Source organism: Agarivorans sp. D1326 (genome assembly GCF_056958115.1).
This window is the reverse complement of sequence record NZ_JBTWEN010000008.1, coordinates 155601-172224: the sequence shown is the minus strand read 5'-3', so window position 1 is coordinate 172224 and position 16624 is coordinate 155601. Positions and strand designations below refer to the sequence as shown.

The 16624-nt window shown below is 44.3% G+C and carries 22 protein-coding genes; 15 read left to right on the top strand and 7 right to left on the bottom strand.

Translation table 11 applies throughout. The features are described 5' to 3' along the window. Positions 1-2 precede the first annotated feature (2 nt). Complete coding sequence (locus tag ACYFDN_RS15990; RefSeq protein WP_483511897.1) at positions 3-848, bottom strand: hypothetical protein; 846 nt, start codon at positions 846-848, stop codon at positions 3-5. Positions 849-1036: 188 nt separating this feature from the next. Here ACYFDN_RS15990 and ACYFDN_RS15985 point away from each other — a divergent pair, with 188 nt between their 5' ends. Further along, positions 1037-1609 (top strand): pyridoxamine 5'-phosphate oxidase family protein, encoded by a 573-nt coding sequence (locus tag ACYFDN_RS15985; RefSeq protein ID WP_483511896.1) that lies wholly within the window; start codon positions 1037-1039, stop codon positions 1607-1609. Positions 1610-1632: 23 nt separating this feature from the next. On the opposite strand, the gene ACYFDN_RS15980 is transcribed toward ACYFDN_RS15985, so the two are convergent. After that, a complete protein-coding gene (locus tag ACYFDN_RS15980) occupies positions 1633-2124 on the bottom strand; it encodes a MarR family winged helix-turn-helix transcriptional regulator (RefSeq protein ID WP_016399974.1) in 492 nt (163 codons plus the stop codon). A 145-nt stretch (positions 2125-2269) separates the two neighbouring features. Between ACYFDN_RS15980 and ACYFDN_RS15975 the strand changes: the two genes are divergently transcribed. The 5 genes from ACYFDN_RS15975 to ACYFDN_RS15955 all read left to right on the top strand — a co-directional run bounded on the left by ACYFDN_RS15975 (position 2270) and on the right by ACYFDN_RS15955 (position 6440). Beyond that, positions 2270-3262, top strand: a complete 993-nt coding sequence (locus ACYFDN_RS15975; protein ID WP_152783869.1) for an ABC transporter substrate-binding protein — start codon at positions 2270-2272, stop codon at positions 3260-3262. Positions 3263-3325: 63 nt separating this feature from the next. After that, entirely contained in the window at positions 3326-4225 is a 900-nt protein-coding gene (locus ACYFDN_RS15970) for an ABC transporter permease (protein ID WP_016399972.1), read from the top strand. Further along, a complete protein-coding gene (locus tag ACYFDN_RS15965; protein ID WP_483511894.1) occupies positions 4218-5435 on the top strand; it encodes a quaternary amine ABC transporter ATP-binding protein in 1218 nt (405 codons plus the stop codon). The genes ACYFDN_RS15970 and ACYFDN_RS15965 overlap by 8 nt, the downstream gene beginning before the upstream one ends. A gap of 82 nt (positions 5436-5517) precedes the next feature. Beyond that, a complete protein-coding gene (locus ACYFDN_RS15960) occupies positions 5518-5997 on the top strand; it encodes a GNAT family N-acetyltransferase (protein ID WP_483511893.1) in 480 nt (159 codons plus the stop codon). A gap of 20 nt (positions 5998-6017) precedes the next feature. Then, positions 6018-6440, top strand: coding sequence for a GNAT family N-acetyltransferase (locus ACYFDN_RS15955; protein WP_338623107.1), 423 nt, complete (start codon positions 6018-6020; stop codon positions 6438-6440). Between the two features lie 65 nt (positions 6441-6505). Here the strand turns inward: ACYFDN_RS15955 and ACYFDN_RS15950 are convergent, their stop codons facing one another. After that, positions 6506-7021 (bottom strand): hypothetical protein, encoded by a 516-nt coding sequence (locus ACYFDN_RS15950; RefSeq protein WP_338623109.1) that lies wholly within the window; start codon positions 7019-7021, stop codon positions 6506-6508. A gap of 141 nt (positions 7022-7162) precedes the next feature. Continuing rightward, the gene (locus ACYFDN_RS15945) at positions 7163-7651 is read right to left on the bottom strand and encodes a hypothetical protein (protein WP_483511892.1); all 489 of its coding nucleotides are present in this window, start codon (positions 7649-7651) and stop codon (positions 7163-7165) included. A 230-nt stretch (positions 7652-7881) separates the two neighbouring features. On the opposite strand from ACYFDN_RS15945, the gene ACYFDN_RS15940 reads away from it, so the two are divergent. From ACYFDN_RS15940 to ACYFDN_RS15930, 3 genes are read left to right on the top strand one after another with little or no spacing between them, the layout of a single operon-like run. After that, positions 7882-8412 (top strand): GNAT family N-acetyltransferase, encoded by a 531-nt coding sequence (locus tag ACYFDN_RS15940; protein WP_472589717.1) that lies wholly within the window; start codon positions 7882-7884, stop codon positions 8410-8412. A 2-nt stretch (positions 8413-8414) separates the two neighbouring features. Beyond that, a complete protein-coding gene (locus ACYFDN_RS15935; protein ID WP_016399965.1) occupies positions 8415-8663 on the top strand; it encodes a DUF2164 domain-containing protein in 249 nt (82 codons plus the stop codon). 18 nt (positions 8664-8681) lie between these two features. Continuing rightward, positions 8682-9374 (top strand): aspartate/glutamate racemase family protein, encoded by a 693-nt coding sequence (locus tag ACYFDN_RS15930; RefSeq protein WP_483511890.1) that lies wholly within the window; start codon positions 8682-8684, stop codon positions 9372-9374. A 109-nt stretch (positions 9375-9483) separates the two neighbouring features. Here the strand turns inward: ACYFDN_RS15930 and ACYFDN_RS15925 are convergent, their stop codons facing one another. Then, positions 9484-9684 (bottom strand): cold-shock protein, encoded by a 201-nt coding sequence (locus ACYFDN_RS15925; protein ID WP_016399963.1) that lies wholly within the window; start codon positions 9682-9684, stop codon positions 9484-9486. Between the two features lie 305 nt (positions 9685-9989). On the opposite strand from ACYFDN_RS15925, the gene ACYFDN_RS15920 reads away from it, so the two are divergent. From ACYFDN_RS15920 to ACYFDN_RS15895, 6 genes are read left to right on the top strand one after another with little or no spacing between them, the layout of a single operon-like run. After that, positions 9990-10781, top strand: a complete 792-nt coding sequence (locus ACYFDN_RS15920; protein ID WP_483511889.1) for a PhzF family phenazine biosynthesis protein — start codon at positions 9990-9992, stop codon at positions 10779-10781. Positions 10782-10812: 31 nt separating this feature from the next. Continuing rightward, positions 10813-11169: a VOC family protein gene (locus ACYFDN_RS15915; RefSeq protein WP_483511888.1), complete on the top strand. Its 357-nt coding sequence runs from the start codon at positions 10813-10815 to the stop codon at positions 11167-11169. Continuing rightward, positions 11162-12046: a DMT family transporter gene (locus tag ACYFDN_RS15910; RefSeq protein WP_483511886.1), complete on the top strand. Its 885-nt coding sequence runs from the start codon at positions 11162-11164 to the stop codon at positions 12044-12046. The genes ACYFDN_RS15915 and ACYFDN_RS15910 overlap by 8 nt, the downstream gene beginning before the upstream one ends. Before the next feature lies 1 nt (position 12047). After that, positions 12048-12650, top strand: a complete 603-nt coding sequence (locus ACYFDN_RS15905) for a glutathione S-transferase N-terminal domain-containing protein (RefSeq protein WP_483511884.1) — start codon at positions 12048-12050, stop codon at positions 12648-12650. Beyond that, positions 12650-13066: a DUF1801 domain-containing protein gene (locus ACYFDN_RS15900; protein WP_472589724.1), complete on the top strand. Its 417-nt coding sequence runs from the start codon at positions 12650-12652 to the stop codon at positions 13064-13066. The genes ACYFDN_RS15905 and ACYFDN_RS15900 overlap by 1 nt, the downstream gene beginning before the upstream one ends. A gap of 27 nt (positions 13067-13093) precedes the next feature. Further along, on the top strand, positions 13094-14134 hold the full coding sequence (locus tag ACYFDN_RS15895) for a Solitary outer membrane autotransporter beta-barrel domain (protein ID WP_472589725.1): 1041 nt from the start codon (positions 13094-13096) through the stop codon (positions 14132-14134). A gap of 303 nt (positions 14135-14437) precedes the next feature. Here the strand turns inward: ACYFDN_RS15895 and dbpA are convergent, their stop codons facing one another. Then, entirely contained in the window at positions 14438-15826 is a 1389-nt protein-coding gene (gene dbpA / locus ACYFDN_RS15890) for an ATP-dependent RNA helicase DbpA (protein ID WP_483511883.1), read from the bottom strand. A 200-nt stretch (positions 15827-16026) separates the two neighbouring features. Next, positions 16027-16500, bottom strand: a complete 474-nt coding sequence (locus tag ACYFDN_RS15885; RefSeq protein WP_040306697.1) for an NYN domain-containing protein — start codon at positions 16498-16500, stop codon at positions 16027-16029. Positions 16501-16624 lie beyond the last annotated feature (124 nt).

The following is a 16624-nucleotide window of genomic DNA, read 5'->3' as shown; positions in this document are numbered from 1 at the left end:
AATTATTGTCCAGCCAGTGGGTCAAACCAAATCTTCTGCGGAATGGCATTTACTTTGTCAGTAAGGTAGGGGTTTTCTAAATCAAAAATGGTACGTTTTTCTAGTTTGCCTAGTTCTAAGGCATTCTTTACATCTGGATCATTAAGAAACATTTTTTGATAACTGCCATCTTCAAACATCTGATAAAGAATATCGTTGAGGTGTTTGGCTAAGCTTTGATTGTCTTTTTTGACAAAAAAGAAAAACGGCATTTTGTAGCGCAACATGACATAGCTATCTACTGTGAGCTTATATTTGGCTTCACGTTTAACTTCGCTCCAAGGTTCAAAAATACCCCGTGGGAAGTAGTCACAACGGTCAGCTTCTAACATCGCAAAAATGTTGCCGTAACCCAAGCTCTTAGCCACTTTAATACCGTTAGCTTCAAGAATGGCCGTATCGGCCCACAATTTACCTTGGCAGGGAATATATTGGCGCATTTGCGCAAAGCTGGTTACTTGTTTAAAGGTTTCACTTTTCTCTTGCTCAACAATGCCTAAGCGCATACCTAAGGTGCCGCGGTATAGCGGAAAATACACTGCACTTTGTTGTTGCTCGCGGTCGGCCGAGGTGGCTGTCCAAAAAAGATCGAGTACTCCATCATTTAAATCGGCAACGGTTTTAGCAAAGGAAATTTCGCCAGCATCGCCATAGGGGTAACCTACAGAGTCATAAATATCGCTGCGTTTAACGATTTCTTTGGCCAGCACAAAGGGCAAGGTATTACCGTTTGGCGAGCCGGGAATGTTTAAGGTTTTAGCAGAACATATTGATGATAAAAATATCATCAAAAAGAGAGTCTTGTGCATATAGCCTCCATGCTTTTGTATAGCTTAGATAGGGCAGCATTTGAGGTATACGATAAGATTGCAAAGCGTGACTCAGATCAAATTTATAATTCCTTGATGATTAATTGCTGGGCAATGTAGTGAGAATTAAACATTGCTTGTTACCTTAGTAAGTAAGCATAGGTTTTGATTATTGTTTTGAGGTAAAAATGGGCAAGCAATTTAGTGCGATGATTCCCCCGCATATTGAGTTTATCGCACAGCAAAAGATGTTTTTTGTGGCTACAGCAGCGGCCGAAGGCAAGGTGAATCTATCACCCAAAGGCATGGACTCGTTTCGGGTGCTTAACCAGCAGCAAATTGTGTGGCTCAATTTAACCGGTAGCGGTAACGAAACAGCCGCCCACTTAAAACAAAACTCGCGTATGACCATTATGTTTTGCGCCTTTGAAGGCAAGCCTGTGATTCTACGGTTATATGGCCAAGCTAAAGCGCTACACCGTGGTGATGCTGAGTGGCAGCAATATATTGAGTTGTTTCCAGAGCAAGTAGGAGCGCGGCAGCTTTACTTGCTAGACATTGATATGGTGCAAAGCTCGTGTGGCATGTCGGTGCCCTTTTATGACTTTGTGGCACAGCGTGACGATTTGGCCAATTGGGCAAGCAAACAAGGAGAGCAGGGCATTAAGCAGTATTGGGCGAAGAAAAATCAACATAGTTTAGATGGTGTTGCTACCGACATCTTGAGCCTTTCGGGTCTTGCTGCTGATACTGAAAATTAGTTTGAGCTATAACTATTTTAGGTTTATTTGTTTAGATCTTTATGTGGTGCATTAATATCTAATAAGGGTGATGCGTCGATGGATTGAGCGTCCATCATTGATGCAATATGCTGCAAAGATGACAGGATTTGCGTTTTTTCCCAGTCTTGCAAGCTTTCAAAGCGCTGAATAAATTCTTCATGTAGCAGTGGCGGTACTGTTGTGAGAATACCAATACCTTGCTCGGTGAGCCGCGGGTTAACAATGCGTCGATCGCTTGCGCTGCGAATTCGCTCAATCAATTGGCGTTCTTCTAATCGATTCAAGATAGTTGTAACCGTAGCCTGGCTTAGTGATACCTCATCAGAGAGGTGCTTCACTGTTACGGTTCCTAAATCTTCTATTGCTCTTAAAACCATAACTTGCGGAATGGTTAATCCACAGGCTTTCACAATCCGTTTAGATTGTAGATCGGTCGCGCGAATAATTTTTCGCAAAGAAATGAGAACGTCTTGCCAGTAAGCAGGTTTTTGCATAAGTGGTAGCGGGCCAAATTGGTTTTTTCGGGAGTATATCCCATACTTAAGGCGCAGGGTATACACAGCAGTTAATTTGAACTCTAATTATTTGAAGTGTATGATCCTAGGCGCTAAGAAAGCACACAAAGGGAAGGATAGGGATATGAAGCTAAGATACGCAGCACTGCTTCTGGTGAGCGGTTTTGCTCAAGCAGAAGACAGCTGTGGCAGTGTAACCATTGCCGACATGAACTGGAGTTCTGCAACAGTTATTGCCAATGTAGATAAATTTATTTTAGAACATGGCTACGGCTGTGACGCTGAATTGGTGCCAGGGGATACCATGCCAACTACCGTCTCTATGATGGAAAAAGGCGAACCAGACATTGCCCCCGAGTTATGGACTAACTCTGCTAAAGAAACGCTAGAACGTGGTGTTGCTGAAAAGCGCTTACGTTTTGCAGGTAAATCATTATCTGACGGCGGCGAAGAAGGCTTTTGGGTTCCTCAATACTTAGTTGACCAATACCCAGAAATCGCCACTATCGAAGGTGTTAAAAAACACGCTAAATTATTTGTTCACCCAGAAAGCAAAGAGCTTTCCGGCTTCTATGGCTGTCCAGCTGGCTGGAACTGCCAAATCTCTGCCAACAACCTCTTTAACGCTTTAGAACTTGAAAAATCAGGTTTTGAATTGATTGATCCAGGCTCAGGCGCGGGCTTATCTGGCTCAATTGCAAAAGCCTACGCTCGTGAGCAAGGTTGGTTTGGTTACTACTGGGCACCTACCGCAGTGCTAGGTAAATACAAAATGGTTAAAGTGGATACTGGTAATGGTATCGACGAGCAAGAATTCTTGACCTGTACTACTCAAGAAGACTGTGAAAACCCTAAAGTAACTATGTATCCACCTTCGGCGGTGCATTCGGTAACTACTGAAGATTTTGCTAGCAAAGCACCCGCTGCTTATGAATACATCACTAAGCGTTCGTTTACTAATGCGCAAATGAACGAGCTATTGGCATGGATGGAAGATAACCAAGCCGATGGTGATGCCGCTATGTATCACTACCTAAGTGAGAATCCAGAAAGTTGGAAGGCTTGGGTACCAGAAGATGTTGCCGCTAAGGTAAGTAAAGCCCTAGCCAGTATGTAGTTTAAGTACAAAAAGGCCAACCTTAGGTTGGCCTTTCGCGTTTTTATATAGAGGTAGTTTGTTATGGCGGATTCGTCATGGTTGGAACGTTTTCCACAAATGAGTCGAGCCGATCTCACCGTTATTCGTAAGTCTTTAGATGGTGCTTATCGTAATTTTTCCCGCGAGTATGGCGAGGCCATCGAATCGTTTTTTGATCCCCTGCTGCAGTTTTTAGTTTGGTTTGAAAAATTGCTAATCACCACGCCTTGGTGGTTGGTACTCATTGTTTGTGCCGGATTAGTGTATTTAGCCAGTCGATCTTGGAAATTGGTAATTGGTTCAGTGGTATCGCTGTTGTTGGTGGGCTACTTTGGCATGTGGGAAGACATGATGCGAACCATGAGCATTATTACCGTTTGTACCATGCTGGCAATCGCCTTGGGCATACCCATCGGTATTATAATGGCTCGCTCCAATCGTGCCCAAGCCATTATTACGCCTATGCTCGATGTGATGCAGACGCTGCCTGCCTTTGTGTACTTAATTCCCGTAGTGATGTTGTTAGGTATTGGCAAAATACCCGGTGTGATTGCGGTGGTTATTTACGGCATTCCCCCAGTTATTCGCTTAACCAATCTTGGTATTCGTTTAGTGGACAAAGAAGTACTAGAAGCCGCCACTGCTTATGGCGCTAGCACCTGGCAACGTTTGTTTGGGGTGCAAATGCCCCTTGCGATGCCAACTATTATGGCCGGGATTAACCAAACCATTATGATGGCCTTATCAATGGTAGTTATTGCCTCCATGATTGGGGTAAAAGGCTTAGGCCAGCCAGTATTAAAATCTATTACTAACCAATATTTCACCTTGGGTTTACTTAACGGTTTAGCCATTGTTGCTTTAGCGATTATCTTTGACCGTGTGTCGCAAGCCTACGCCAAGCGCACCCAAGCTCACCTTCAAGGACTAAAGCATGACTGAGCCGCTCGTTAAAATTCAGGGCTTGTACAAGCTATTTGGTGAGAATCCTAAACAGGTAATGCCGCGGGTTAAAGCCGGAGAAAGCAAAGACAAGATCTTAGCTGATACTGGCCACACGCTAGGCCTAAAAGATATTAACCTTGAGATTCAACAGGGTGAGATTTACGTCATTATGGGCTTATCGGGCTCGGGTAAATCTACCCTTATTCGTCACTTCAATCGCTTAATCGACCCTACTGAAGGGGTGATTAGCATTGAAGGCACCGACGTGATGAAGTTGAGCTCTAAAGAGTTGCAAGATTTTCGTCGTCATAAAATGTCGATGGTATTTCAGCGCTTTGGTTTAATGCCACATCGCACCGTGATTGAAAACGTCGCTTATGGCCTCACTGTACAAGGTGTGGCTAAAGAGCAACGCATAGCTAAAGCCCAAGAGTGGTTAGATACCGTAGGTTTAAATGGTTACGAGCAGCAGTATCCGGCGCAACTTTCTGGCGGACAACAGCAGCGGGTTGGTTTAGCTCGCGCTTTATGTACCGACGCAGAGATACTGTTGATGGACGAAGCCTTTTCAGCTCTTGATCCGCTGATCCGCAGTGAAATGCAAGATCAGCTCATCGAGCTACAAGAAACCTTGCATAAAACCATTATCTTTATTACTCATGATTTAGATGAAGCACTACGTTTAGGCGACAAAATTGCCATCCTTAAAGATGGTGAAGTGGTTCAGCAAGGCACGCCAGACGACATTTTGTTGCACCCAGCAACAGATTACGTTGAAGCCTTTGTTAAAGACGTGAACAGAGCTCGCGCCTTAACGGTAGAAACCGTGATGCAGCCACCTGCTCGCCGGATTACGGCCGATACCATCAGTGAAGCTTTACAGCAGATGAAGAAAATCAAGGGTGATTATGCCTACCACGTAACCGAAGAAGGTTATCAAGGCATTGTTACTCAAGATGCTTTAGAAGAAGCTTCAATCAACAAAGATAATGAGCAGTTTGAATCTTGTGAGTATCAAGATGTGCCTACGGTTTCACCTGATGCGATCATTGAAAGTGTACTTACCGAGAGTTTAGAAACCGAGTTCTCTTTACCGGTGGTAGATGAAGATGGCAACCTTAAGGGTGAGTTAACCCGTAGCTCTGTGGCCGAGGTGTTTGCAGACCCTGACACTGAAGAAGAAACTGCCAGCGTAGCCTCGAAATAATATTGTCAAACAGCCTTGTTAGAGTCCTTCTAACAAGGCTTTGATTTTTCTACAGTATAAAGCTTAATACTAGGAGATGGTTTTGAGTTTTACGATTCATCCCATTGATGCCTCTCATAACCAAGCAGTTAAACAGCTTATTCAGCGTGGCGGCCGTGAATTTGGCGCTATAGGTGATGGCTTTGGACCTTCTGATCCAGAAGTAGAAGCAATGAGCCTGAACTACCGTGAGCCTCAACGGGGTTATTGGGTGGCGTTGCGGCAAAACCAAGTTGTAGGTTGTGGAGGTATTGCAGAATTAGACGATGCTTCAAAAACCTGTGAGCTACGTAAGCTATTTGTTAATCCACAATGCCGAGGCCAAGGTATTGGTAAGGCCCTAGCCAAGCATTGTTTACAAGAAGCAAAACAACGTGGTTATCAGCAGTGCTACTTAGATACTTTAAGCACCATGGAGTCGGCTATTGCCTTGTACCAGTCTTTAGGTTTTAACCATTTGTCAGAGCCTTTTGTTAATAGCATTCACAGCGGTTGTGATGTGTGGATGATGAAAACACTGTAAATATTTTATCGAGAGAAGCAATGCGTATTCAGTTATTCGAGCCTCAAGATGATTTAGCCAAACTTGCCGACGTAATGTTGTTGCTTCGCCCCAGCTTTAGTAAGGAGCAGTTGATTGAGCAAATCAGCTTACAGCTGCAGCAGGGCTATCAATTGGCTTATTTAACCATGGATGAGCAAGTGGCTGCGGTGGCTGGTTTTGTTATCGGCTGGAAGCTGTCTTGGGGAAAGCATTTGTATTTAGATGATCTAGTCACGATAGAAAACGCACGCTCTAAAGGAGTTGGTTTGCAGTTGCTACAGTGGTTGGAAAATTACGCTAAACAACAGGGTTGCGAGCAGTTTCATTTAGGCTCTGGTGTGCAGCGCTTTGGTGCGCACCGCTTTTACTTACGTAATGGTTTTGATATTAAGAGCCATCATTTTACTAAGCAATTAGGGTAGGCTGAGTGAAAGAATCAGTGTAGTCAGAGCGATATAAAGAGCAGCCATTGGCTGCTCTTTTTTATCTAGCGCATAGCCAAATCAAAATGGCCAGTAGTACATAAGTGCTGCATGCGATCATAAGTGGCGGTAAAGCCTTTAAGCGATATTGCCTTTCTATCTAGTTTTAAGTTTCCAGTGGTAATAGCTTGCTCACTAAATAACAAGTATCTGCCTTGTTTTAGTTGTTCAACTTGCTCCATCGAACTCAAGCTATAGTTAACTTGGCTAAGAGTAGTTTTAAGTGCTTGGTTATCAACAGATACATGTTGGCTTGGGCCATTTAGTAGGTTGTGTTTAACCGAAACGCTACCATCATTGGCGCAGCTTAGTTTTAAAACTGCATAGCCATCGACGATACCAACTAACCCACGGATTCCCGCTGGGCGCTTACCTTTACTAGTGGTATAGCTTTGATAGTTTATTTGGGCATTGGCATTGATAAACTCCGCAGGAGTGGTTTCTACCAAATGGCTATTAAATGCCCATGATTGAAAAGACAGCGTGCTAAGCAATCCAATCATTGTTGCTAATGTTCTCACGAAAGTTCCTTGATAAATATCTTTATAATTCGTTTAATTATTAGCCTGTTTTTCCGTTTTGATTGAAATATACAGAAGCTAAAAAGTGCATTCAAGTTTGTATGACAAATTCGTGAGCTTTTTAATTAAACTGTGTTAGCGCTAACGTTTTGAGGCGATTTTTTGCTCTGAGCAGAGTGTTTTTACTCGTTGGTAAGTTTCTGAAAAACCGGCAAGTGAAATGGTAGATGCTGGAATGCTAAGGTTGCCGATGTTAATACTTGCGTGAGTAAGCTGAAAGCTCTTTTGATTGTTTAAGGCATTAGTTTGTTTAGGGCTAAATACCTGATTAAAAGGTGGAAAAGCTTGTTGGTTGTTTAGTCGAGCGTTGTTATTGCTAACTAGGTTATGGTGTACTTGAACGCCGCCATCTGCCGCACAATTGATCTTTAAGATTGCGTAATTCTCAACATGCCCAACTAAGCCTTCAATACGTACCCTAAATGGCCCTTTGCTGGTGTTTTGATATAAATAGTTAACTTGGGCGTTTTCGTTGATTCGCTCATTAGGCAAAGGATGAAGTTTGTAACTATTGAACGCTAGGCTGGGGCTTGAGCTTATTATAAGTATAAGCATTAGTGTGAGTCGCATGTCTAGTCCCTGAAATTCTGGAGTAATTCTCCAACTTATTGATTAACTTCCGTTAAAGCGTTTGCTTAAATGGGGTTTCATAATATTAAAGCCAATAATTATGACAGTTAAGATAATTAGGTCATTCCAATATGTAAAAAGGTAATTGTGTTGAAAAACCGTTGCTTATTTAGGTTGTAAGTTTGACTGGAGTTGAGCAATTGTTGAGCAGAAGTAAGGATGTTTAGCTTATGACAGAATGTATTAGGGATGCTCGAGAGGGTGATAGTCAGCAGATTTGCCAAATCTATAATTATTACGTTGAGACTAGTGGTGCTACGTTTGAAGAGCAGCTAGTGAGTCAAGGAGTTATGGCGGAGCGTATCGCCAGTATTCAGAAACAACTGCCTTGGTTGGTATTTGAAGAAGCTGGTGAAATTCTCGGGTACGCCTATGTGAGCCCTTGGAAGCCGAGGAGTGCTTATCGTTTCTCAGTAGAAAGTTCAATCTACATTGCCAATAGCGCAGCAGGTAAAGGCATTGGTAAGAGATTGTATCAAGCCTTGTTAGAGCGATTATCCGACTACCCTATAAGCACCGTAATTGCAGGTATAGCGTTACCAAATCCAGCAAGCATTAAACTGCATGAGTATTTGGGCTTTCATAAAGTGGCAGAGTTTGAACGTGTGGGTTTTAAGTTTGGCCACTGGATAAATGTGGGCTATTGGCAGCAACAGATAAAAACTGAAGAGCAGATTAATCAGTGCTTGAATAAGGACTAGTCATGTCAAAAATAGAGTTTTCTAGTGAGCAGAAAACGGCGTTGGTAAACAAAATTCAAGGCTATTGTGAGCAGCAATTGGACATTGAGATAGGCCAATTTGATGCAGAGTTTTTGTTGGATTTCTTCTCTGAAGAAATAGGGGCTTTTTACTACAATCAAGGCTTACAAGATGCTCAGGCAGTAGTACAAAATCGTATCGATAGTATTGCCGACGAGCTCTATGAAATAGAGAAACCCACTAAGTGGTAACAGGAGTAACTGTTAGCGATGAAAACTATTGGCATTATTGGTGGAATGAGTTGGGAATCAAGCCTTAGCTATTACCAGCAGTTAAATTTAGCCATTAAGCAGGCAAAGGGTGGATTGCATTCAGCGAAGATTAACTTAGTGAGCGTAGATTTTGCTGAAATAGAGGCTCTACAGCATCAAGGTGACTGGGCTACCTTAGCCAATAAAATGGTGGACGCCGGGTTATCGGTGCAAGCTTCGGGTGCTGACTTTCTATTAATTGCCACTAATACCATGCATAAAGTTGCGGCAGAAGTGGAGCAAGCGCTGCAGATCCCCTTATTACATATCGCCGATGCCACTGCTAATAAATTGCTAGAGGATGGTGTTAAGAAAGTGGGGTTATTAGGTACCCGCTTCACTATGGAGCAAGATTTTTATAAAGGGCGACTAGAGCAGCGCGGCTTAGAAGCCTTGGTTCCACAAGAAAAGGGAATTGAGACAGTTCATCAGATTATTTATCAAGAGCTGTGCTTAGGTAAAATCAGTGCTGACTCTCGAGAACGGTATTTGGCAGAAATTGCTGAGCTAGCAGCGCGAGGTGCCGAGGCGGTGATCTTGGGGTGTACAGAGATTGGCTTATTAGTACAACAAAGCCATTGTGACTTGCCTTTATACGATACCACGGCCATTCATGTTGCAGCCGCTGCGGCAGAGTCTTTAGTTAATTAAGCTAGAGGCTGAAAAACAAAAAACGGTCCGTAGGGACCGTTTTTTAAGCTTAAAGCTAGTGTCTAATTAATCTGAAGACTAATTGGAGACTTATGCCTTATAAGCCAGATTAAGCAACTTTTACGTTAGCAGCTTGAGGACCTTTTGGACCTTCTTCTACTTCAAAAGTAACTTCTTGGCCTTCAGCTAAAGTTTTGTAACCTTCGCTTTGAATAGCACGGAAGTGTACGAATACATCTTTACCGTCTGGACGCTCGATGAAACCAAAACCTTTTTGCTCGTCGAACCATTTTACGCGACCTGTAGCCATGAGTAATCTCCAAAAATAATAAATAAAATTTATCCAAAAATAGATAAATCTAGGGTGCCGAAAGATGCAGAAATTACTTACGAACAAACAGGGTGAAATTGCGAAAAATCAACGTATTTGTATGGGGCATAAATATCCGCTGTAACCTTTACCAGCGAGCGAAGTGTAACGTATATTGGGGTAATGTAAAGGTGTATTCGTGATCTTTCGTCAACTGTTCAGATCAGTTGGGTAACTTCTCTTGAGCCAAGCATACCCGCGGGCTTGCTAACTATTAGACTTTAGTTTAATCAACAAGGACTGTTATGAACTTAAAAATGCATCAGGTAGATAGCTTTACCCGTGATCTTTTTGGCGGCAACCCTGCTGCGGTTATTGTCTTAGAAGCTTGGTTAGAAGATAGCGTAATGCAGGCAATTGCTATTGAAAATAACCTTTCTGAAACAGCCTTCTTAGTAGCCGACGAACCGGGCTCCTACCTTATTCGTTGGTTTTCACCCATCTGTGAAATTGACTTCTGTGGCCACGCTACTTTGGCAGCAGCCCATGTTTTGTTTAATCAACAACCCACGCTGCAAGAACTCCACTTTACTACCTTGCAAGTGGGTGAACTAAAAGCGCGCCGTGGTGATAGTGGTTTAATTGCAATGGACTTTCCGAGTTGCCCACCACACATGGAGTTTGAAACGCCGTCGGCGTTGCTTGATGGTGTATCGGTTAAACCCAGTGAAGTATGGCGAAATCAACAAGCGTATTTCCTGGTCTACCTACAGCAGGCCCAAGTAGAGGCCCTTGAGGTTGACTTAGAGTTACTCAAAACCTTAGCACCTTATGATGTTGTAGTGACAGCCCCCGGTGAAGAACATGATTTTGTTTCACGTTATTTTTGGCCAGCCAATGGCGGTGCTGAAGATCCGGTCACTGGTTCAATTCATGCGGGTCTAACACCGTTTTGGACTAAGCGCTTGGGTAAAGATGAGCTACTGGCCTACCAAGCTTCTAAGCGTGGTGGAGTATTGCATTGTCAGCAGCTTGGCGATCGAGTCACTATTGCGGGTCATGCCAAAACCTATTTTGAAGGCACTGTGTTTTTATAATTTATTCAAATAAATAGCCAAGGAACGCGTAATGAATCAGCACGAAAAATTAAACTATGTTGAGTTTCCCAGCAGTGATTTAGCGGCGACTAAACAGTTTTTTAGTCAAGCCTTTGCGTGGCAATTTGAAGACTTTGGTGAGCAATATACGGCCTTTTCTGGTCAAGGTTTAGATGGCGGCTTTTTCCACGCTCCTTTAGCTTCTAGTACTGAAAATGGTGCTGCTTTACTGGTTTTTTATAGTGAACAGCTTGAGCAAACCTTGGCTAAAGTCGAAGCGGCAGGTGGGAGAATAGTAAAAGACATTTTTAGTTTCCCTAGTGGTCGACGTTTTCATTTTTGCGAGCCTAGCGGTAATGAGTTTGCGGTATGGTCAGACAGTGAATAAAGCATCCCCTGTAACAACTTGGTTGGCTACCGTGGTGGCCTTAATTGCATTTGCAGGCAACTCGGTGCTATGTCGCTTAGCACTAGGCGAGCCGCAAATTGATGCTGCTAGTTTTACCGCAGTGCGTTTATTAGCGGGCGCCGTTACCCTAGCAATATTGCTTAGCCTAAAGTCATCTTCTGGCAAGGTTCAAAGTAAAGGCAGTTGGTGGTCTGGTTTAATGTTGTTTAGCTACGCGGCTTGCTTCTCCTTTGCTTACCTTTACTTAGACACCGGCATCGGTGCGTTAATATTGTTTGCCGCGGTGCAGCTAAGCATGGTGGGTATATCGATAGTTAACGGTGCACGCTTACGTTTGGGCGAGCTGGCAGGCATTGTTTTGGCGTTTAGTGGTTTGATTATTTTGCTAGCACCCAGTGAGCAAGCGTCGGTATCGGTGCTAGGTTTTATACTCATGGTGGTGGCAGGCTGCGCCTGGGGCATTTATACCTTAAATGGTCGCGGTTCGTTAAGCCCTAGTAGAGATACCTGTTTTAATTTTTGGCGTAGTTTACCTTTTTTAGTGGTATTGCTGCCTTGGTTGGTGACCCAATCAGCCTTAAGTACTTATGGCTTGCTACTGGCACTTAGCTCTGGTGCGCTAGCATCGGGACTCGGTTATTGGATTTGGTACATCGCTTTGGGTGGATTGTCGGCGAGCCAAGCTGCTGTGTTGCAGTTATTGGTGCCACTTATTGCAGCTTTGGGCGGTTGGGCTTTTGCCAGTGAGCCGCTTGGATTTAGCTTTATGCTCTCGGCGGGTTTAGTATTAGGGGGTATTTTGCTCACTATTTACAGTCGCCAGCGAGGACTAAAAGCCGCTGTGCAAGGAGGCTAATATGGCGCAACATTATCAACTCATTGTCGGGCGAGACTCTACTTGGTCATTGCGGGCTTACCTTTGTATGCAGTTGGCAGAGCTTGAGTTTAGCTGCAATGCTATCGCACTTGGTGAAGCGGGCTATCAGCAGCAACTTGCTAAGTTGTCACCCAGTAAACTCGTACCGGTATTGCATGTCGATGATTTGGTCATTCATGACTCTTTGGCCATTAGTGAGTACATAAATGAACAAGCCTTAGGCGAGCTTTACCCTGTTCAAATCGATTTGCGTGCTCAAGCTCGTAGCTATTTGGCGGAGCTACATGCCGGCTTTACGGCAATTCGCCAAGGCTTACCTTTTCAGTTTGAAAAACAAGCCCGGCCAGTCAGCTTATCTGCTGAGATTAATACTGAAATAGCACGTTTGAGCGAGATTTGGCAGCAGTTCGATGGCTGCTTTGCCTTTAATAAAGCCGGCGCTATAGATGCTTTTTATGCGGTAATGGCTTTACGCCTAGCCAACTATGGCATCGAGTTAGAAGGGGCCGCGGGGCGTTACCAGCAGCACCTTATTTCTTGGCCGCTATTTCAGCGAGCGATAAACACAGCGAAGCAGTGGTAATGGATAAGCCCTTAAAGCCAGAATTACAGGCCGCCATTTCAAGCTATCCTGCAGCGGTGCAGCAACAAGTATTAAGGCTAAGGGCCGAGATACTGGAAGTTGCTGCAGGTTCTGAAGGGGTGGGGGAGCTGCTAGAAACCTTAAAGTGGGGAGAACTGTCCTTTGTGACCGAACAAAGTAAATCGGGCAGTACTTTACGGGTTGCATGGAACGCCAAGCAGGCCGAGTATTTGGGTTTATATGTAAACTGTAAAACTAGCTTGGTGAACAGCTACCAAACCTTGTTTCCGGGATTGTTTGTTTATCAAAAGCAGCGCGCTTTGCTGCTCCCTTTAGACTCCGAATGGCCTTTGGCAGAGTTGCGGATCTGTATTGCTATGGCTCTGCGCTATCATTTAGATAAACGAAAACGCTAATTACTCACCGTTAAACAGGAGACGTCGTTGCAGTTTTATTCATGGATGAATATTCGGAAAGCTAGCCGCTATTGGCTTGCTGGTAGCTTGTTGTTGTCCGCAAGTTATAGCCAAGCCGCATTGGTAGAAGGTCACCTAGAAGATGAGATATTGCCAGTATTGCAGCGTAACTTGGCAGGTACCTTTGCCGCCGATGCAGTGATTCATGACCGTGAAACGGTAACCATTGGCTTTGTTAACTTTGACCCTTCAGGCTTTATTCCCATTGATGATGACAATTTGGGTGGTGATGACGCTAACCGGCTGAAAAATGAGCTAAAAACTATCACTTTACCTTTAACGCTAGCTTTGCCTTGGCATGGCAGAGCGTGGGAAAGTTACGCAACCGGGCGTTTGGGTTATACCCAACGTTTTCACGATATCACCTTGTACGAAGAGTTAGACCCCACTCGTGACCATGAAAAACTTAAAGTTTATTCTGGCTTCTTAGCTGGCGGTGCGCATTGGGATGGCCTTGAGAATTGGCGGTTTACTGCCGAGTTGGGAGGCAGTATCCGACGCTTAGAGCAAGAGTACATTTACAACAATTCGATTAGTCAGATTTTTCAGCCGTTATTCGATGGGGTGTTAACTAACTTTTCGCTGAACGCTTGGATGTTACAGCCCAGTCTAGCCTTGCAGTATCAAAAGCGTTGGACCAAACACAAACTTAAGTACCGTTCGCGCTTTGCTTATATGTACGGTGAAAGCTTTGGCGCTGATGTGCCCTCGCACCAAGTAGACATTGCGGCCAGTTCTTGGCGAAATACGCTGTATTACTCTCATCCTATTGGGCGCATGTTGGATATTTCTTTTGCCGGGCAGCTTTCTGCTTCGCGTGTAGATCTAGGGGGGAATACTAACGAGGCCTTTCAAACACCGCATTATTACGAGTTTGGCTTTGATTTGCTAATGGGAACAGGCGCTTACGGGGAAGGGTGGTTAGATAATGTGAGTATAGGTTTGCTGTTTAATTATGGCAGTGTGCTGAAAGGCGGCAGCCTAGTATTTAATTACAATACTTATTAGGGGCTGTTGATCTTTGGTGTTGAAATTTTGTTCGAGATAAGCGGGCTTTAATCGCGGCGAGCACTTAGAAGCCTAGTGGGCTAAGCAAGAAGTGCTTAACAAAGAGTAAAGTTCGCTTATCCGAACCCTTCGGGTAGCATTTCTTAGCCATTTATTCAGCGTTAGCGAGTGATTATTAAGTCCACTTAACTGCACACTCACTGCCTTGCCTAAATGGCTAATAAATTGCTGCAAAAACCATCAGCAAAGATCAACAGACCCTAAACAACTCGCCAGGAAAAACTGGCGAGTTGTTGGCAACTATTAGCAAGGCAGGTGACGAACTCTAAAAGAGCGTCCTTTCATTTTACCGTCTTCCAGTTTTTTGCGTGCACGTTTAAGTGCTTCTCGCTCTACAGCCACATAGGCGCGGTTATCAAACAAGTTAATTTTGCCTACTTGTGCGCCTGCAATGCCATTTTCACCGGTGAGTGCGCCAAGAATATCTCCAGCGCGCACTTTTTGCTTTTTACCGCCATCAATTTGCAAGGTAGCCATAAGTGGAGCGGCTGGCTTTTTGTTAAGCAAAGCCATTGATGGAAGCTCTTCATCATTAATGCTGCGGCCAAGGTAGTCTTCAAGTAAGGCCACTTTATAGTGCTCTTTATCGCTAAAGAAAGAACAGGCAATGCCTTTGCTGCCGGCACGACCGGTTCGGCCAATGCGGTGTACATGCACTTCGGTATCGCGCGCTAGGTGGTAGTTGAATACTGCATCTAAAGAGTCAATATCTAAGCCACGAGCTGCTACGTCGGTAGCCACTAAAATTGCTGCACTGTTGTTGGCAAATTGCACTAAAGTTTGGTCTCGTTCGCGCTGCTCTAAATCACCATGTAGGGCTAAAGCGCTAAAACCGAGTAAGCTAAGTTCATCGGCCACTTCTTGAGCTTCTCGCTTGGTATTGCAAAACACAACGCTGGATTTAGGGCGATGTTGTAATAGCAATAAACGCAACGCTAGCATGCGTTGTTCATTATCATCTACTTTAAAAAAGTGTTGGCTAATAGAACTGTTGTCGTGGGTGCTGGCCACTTCTACCCGCACTGGCTGGCGCATGATGTTGTTGGCAATACTTTCGATTTGCTCGGGGAAAGTGGCACTAAATAACAAGGTTTGGCGCTGTTTGGGAGCCAGCTTAATAATCGCATCAATGGCCGATTGAAAGCCCATTTCCAGCATTCTATCGGCTTCATCCAAGATTAAGTTTTTCACGTTGTCTAAACGTAATGTACCTTTGCGTAAATGCTCTTCAATGCGCCCTGGCGTGCCCACTACAATGTGCGCGCCGTGCTCTAAAGAACCGATTTGCGGGCCAAAAGGCATGCCGCCACATAAGGTAAGCACTTTAATGTTGTGAATGCTTCGCGCCAATTTGCGAATTTCTTTGGCCACTTGGTCGGCCAGTTCGCGAGTTGGGCACAATACTAGGGTTTGAATGCGAAAGCGTTTCACCTCTAAAGCATTAAGCAAGCCTAGGCCAAAGGCAGCAGTTTTGCCCGAGCCGGTTTTACCTTGAGCAATCACATCTTTACCGTCCAAAATCAGCGGTAGGCTTTGCGCTTGAATCGGCGTCATTGAGCTATAACCCAGAGTCTCTAAGTTTTTAAGTAGATCGGGGTGTAGGGCAAGAGTGGAAAAATCTGTTTGGCTCACAATGGCGTCCTCTTCGAGGGAAAAATAATAGTGTTACCGCTGCTGCTTTAGCATTGGGGGCGCGATAATAGCCGAAAACGCGAACAATTGGGTAAAAAATAGCAAGTTTTTCACGCTAAAGGGACTTTTTGTCAGAAGTGTTGGTGACGCTTAGGAAGAATAAGCGGCGAAAACTGCTAAAAGCCGAGTGGATTGAGCTGCTATTGAAGCAGCGGTTGTTCGATAGCTTGGTATAAACTGGCGGAGTTGATCAAGGCATGAGCGGTAAGGCTAGGCACACCATACACCAGTGTTTCTACATCATAATCTTGGTTTATTTTGTCCAACAGAATGGCAAAATCGCCATCGCCAGATAGCAACACAACCATGTCTACCTCTCGTGCTGCCTCTAGCACGTCAATAGTAATGCCTACATCCCAATCACCTTTAGCTGAGCCATCACTGCGCTGGATAAAGGGTTTTAGTTTTACATCAAAACCAATGTGTTTTAATGCATCTTGAAACTTAAGTTGTTGATTGTCGCCGCGATCAATGGCGTAAGCGTAGGCTGCAACAATGCTGCCCTGCTCTTGCAATTGTTGCCATAACCTACGGTAGTTAAATTGTTTTGCGTAGGCCTCTCGGCAGGTGTAGTAGATGTTTTGTACATCGGCGAATACGGCAATTTTTTTCACTAGGCGCTCTCTTAGCGGTTGGCTATGAAATGGCTGGCGGCTATTTGATGTTGCAAGCATTATTACATGCTCCTATTAAAAAGCCCCGCTCTTGCTGATGTGAATAAGCAAAAACGGGGGCTAG

Excerpts from the sequence above, each read along its gene's own strand:
- ACYFDN_RS15990 (WP_483511897.1), bottom strand. The coding sequence starts at position 848 with ATGCACAAGACTCTCTTTTTGATGATATTTTTATCATCAATATGTTCT.
- ACYFDN_RS15985 (WP_483511896.1), top strand. The coding sequence starts at position 1,037 with ATGGGCAAGCAATTTAGTGCGATGATTCCCCCGCATATTGAGTTTATC.
- ACYFDN_RS15980 (WP_016399974.1), bottom strand. The coding sequence starts at position 2,124 with ATGCAAAAACCTGCTTACTGGCAAGACGTTCTCATTTCTTTGCGAAAA.
- ACYFDN_RS15975 (WP_152783869.1), top strand. The coding sequence starts at position 2,270 with ATGAAGCTAAGATACGCAGCACTGCTTCTGGTGAGCGGTTTTGCTCAA.
- ACYFDN_RS15970 (WP_016399972.1), top strand. The coding sequence starts at position 3,326 with ATGGCGGATTCGTCATGGTTGGAACGTTTTCCACAAATGAGTCGAGCC.
- ACYFDN_RS15965 (WP_483511894.1), top strand. The coding sequence starts at position 4,218 with ATGACTGAGCCGCTCGTTAAAATTCAGGGCTTGTACAAGCTATTTGGT.
- ACYFDN_RS15955 (WP_338623107.1), top strand. The coding sequence starts at position 6,018 with ATGCGTATTCAGTTATTCGAGCCTCAAGATGATTTAGCCAAACTTGCC.
- ACYFDN_RS15945 (WP_483511892.1), bottom strand. The coding sequence starts at position 7,651 with ATGCGACTCACACTAATGCTTATACTTATAATAAGCTCAAGCCCCAGC.
- ACYFDN_RS15940 (WP_472589717.1), top strand. The coding sequence starts at position 7,882 with ATGACAGAATGTATTAGGGATGCTCGAGAGGGTGATAGTCAGCAGATT.
- ACYFDN_RS15935 (WP_016399965.1), top strand. The coding sequence starts at position 8,415 with ATGTCAAAAATAGAGTTTTCTAGTGAGCAGAAAACGGCGTTGGTAAAC.
- ACYFDN_RS15930 (WP_483511890.1), top strand. The coding sequence starts at position 8,682 with ATGAAAACTATTGGCATTATTGGTGGAATGAGTTGGGAATCAAGCCTT.
- ACYFDN_RS15925 (WP_016399963.1), bottom strand. The coding sequence starts at position 9,684 with ATGGCTACAGGTCGCGTAAAATGGTTCGACGAGCAAAAAGGTTTTGGT.
- ACYFDN_RS15920 (WP_483511889.1), top strand. The coding sequence starts at position 9,990 with ATGAACTTAAAAATGCATCAGGTAGATAGCTTTACCCGTGATCTTTTT.
- ACYFDN_RS15915 (WP_483511888.1), top strand. The coding sequence starts at position 10,813 with ATGAATCAGCACGAAAAATTAAACTATGTTGAGTTTCCCAGCAGTGAT.
- ACYFDN_RS15905 (WP_483511884.1), top strand. The coding sequence starts at position 12,048 with ATGGCGCAACATTATCAACTCATTGTCGGGCGAGACTCTACTTGGTCA.
- ACYFDN_RS15900 (WP_472589724.1), top strand. The coding sequence starts at position 12,650 with ATGGATAAGCCCTTAAAGCCAGAATTACAGGCCGCCATTTCAAGCTAT.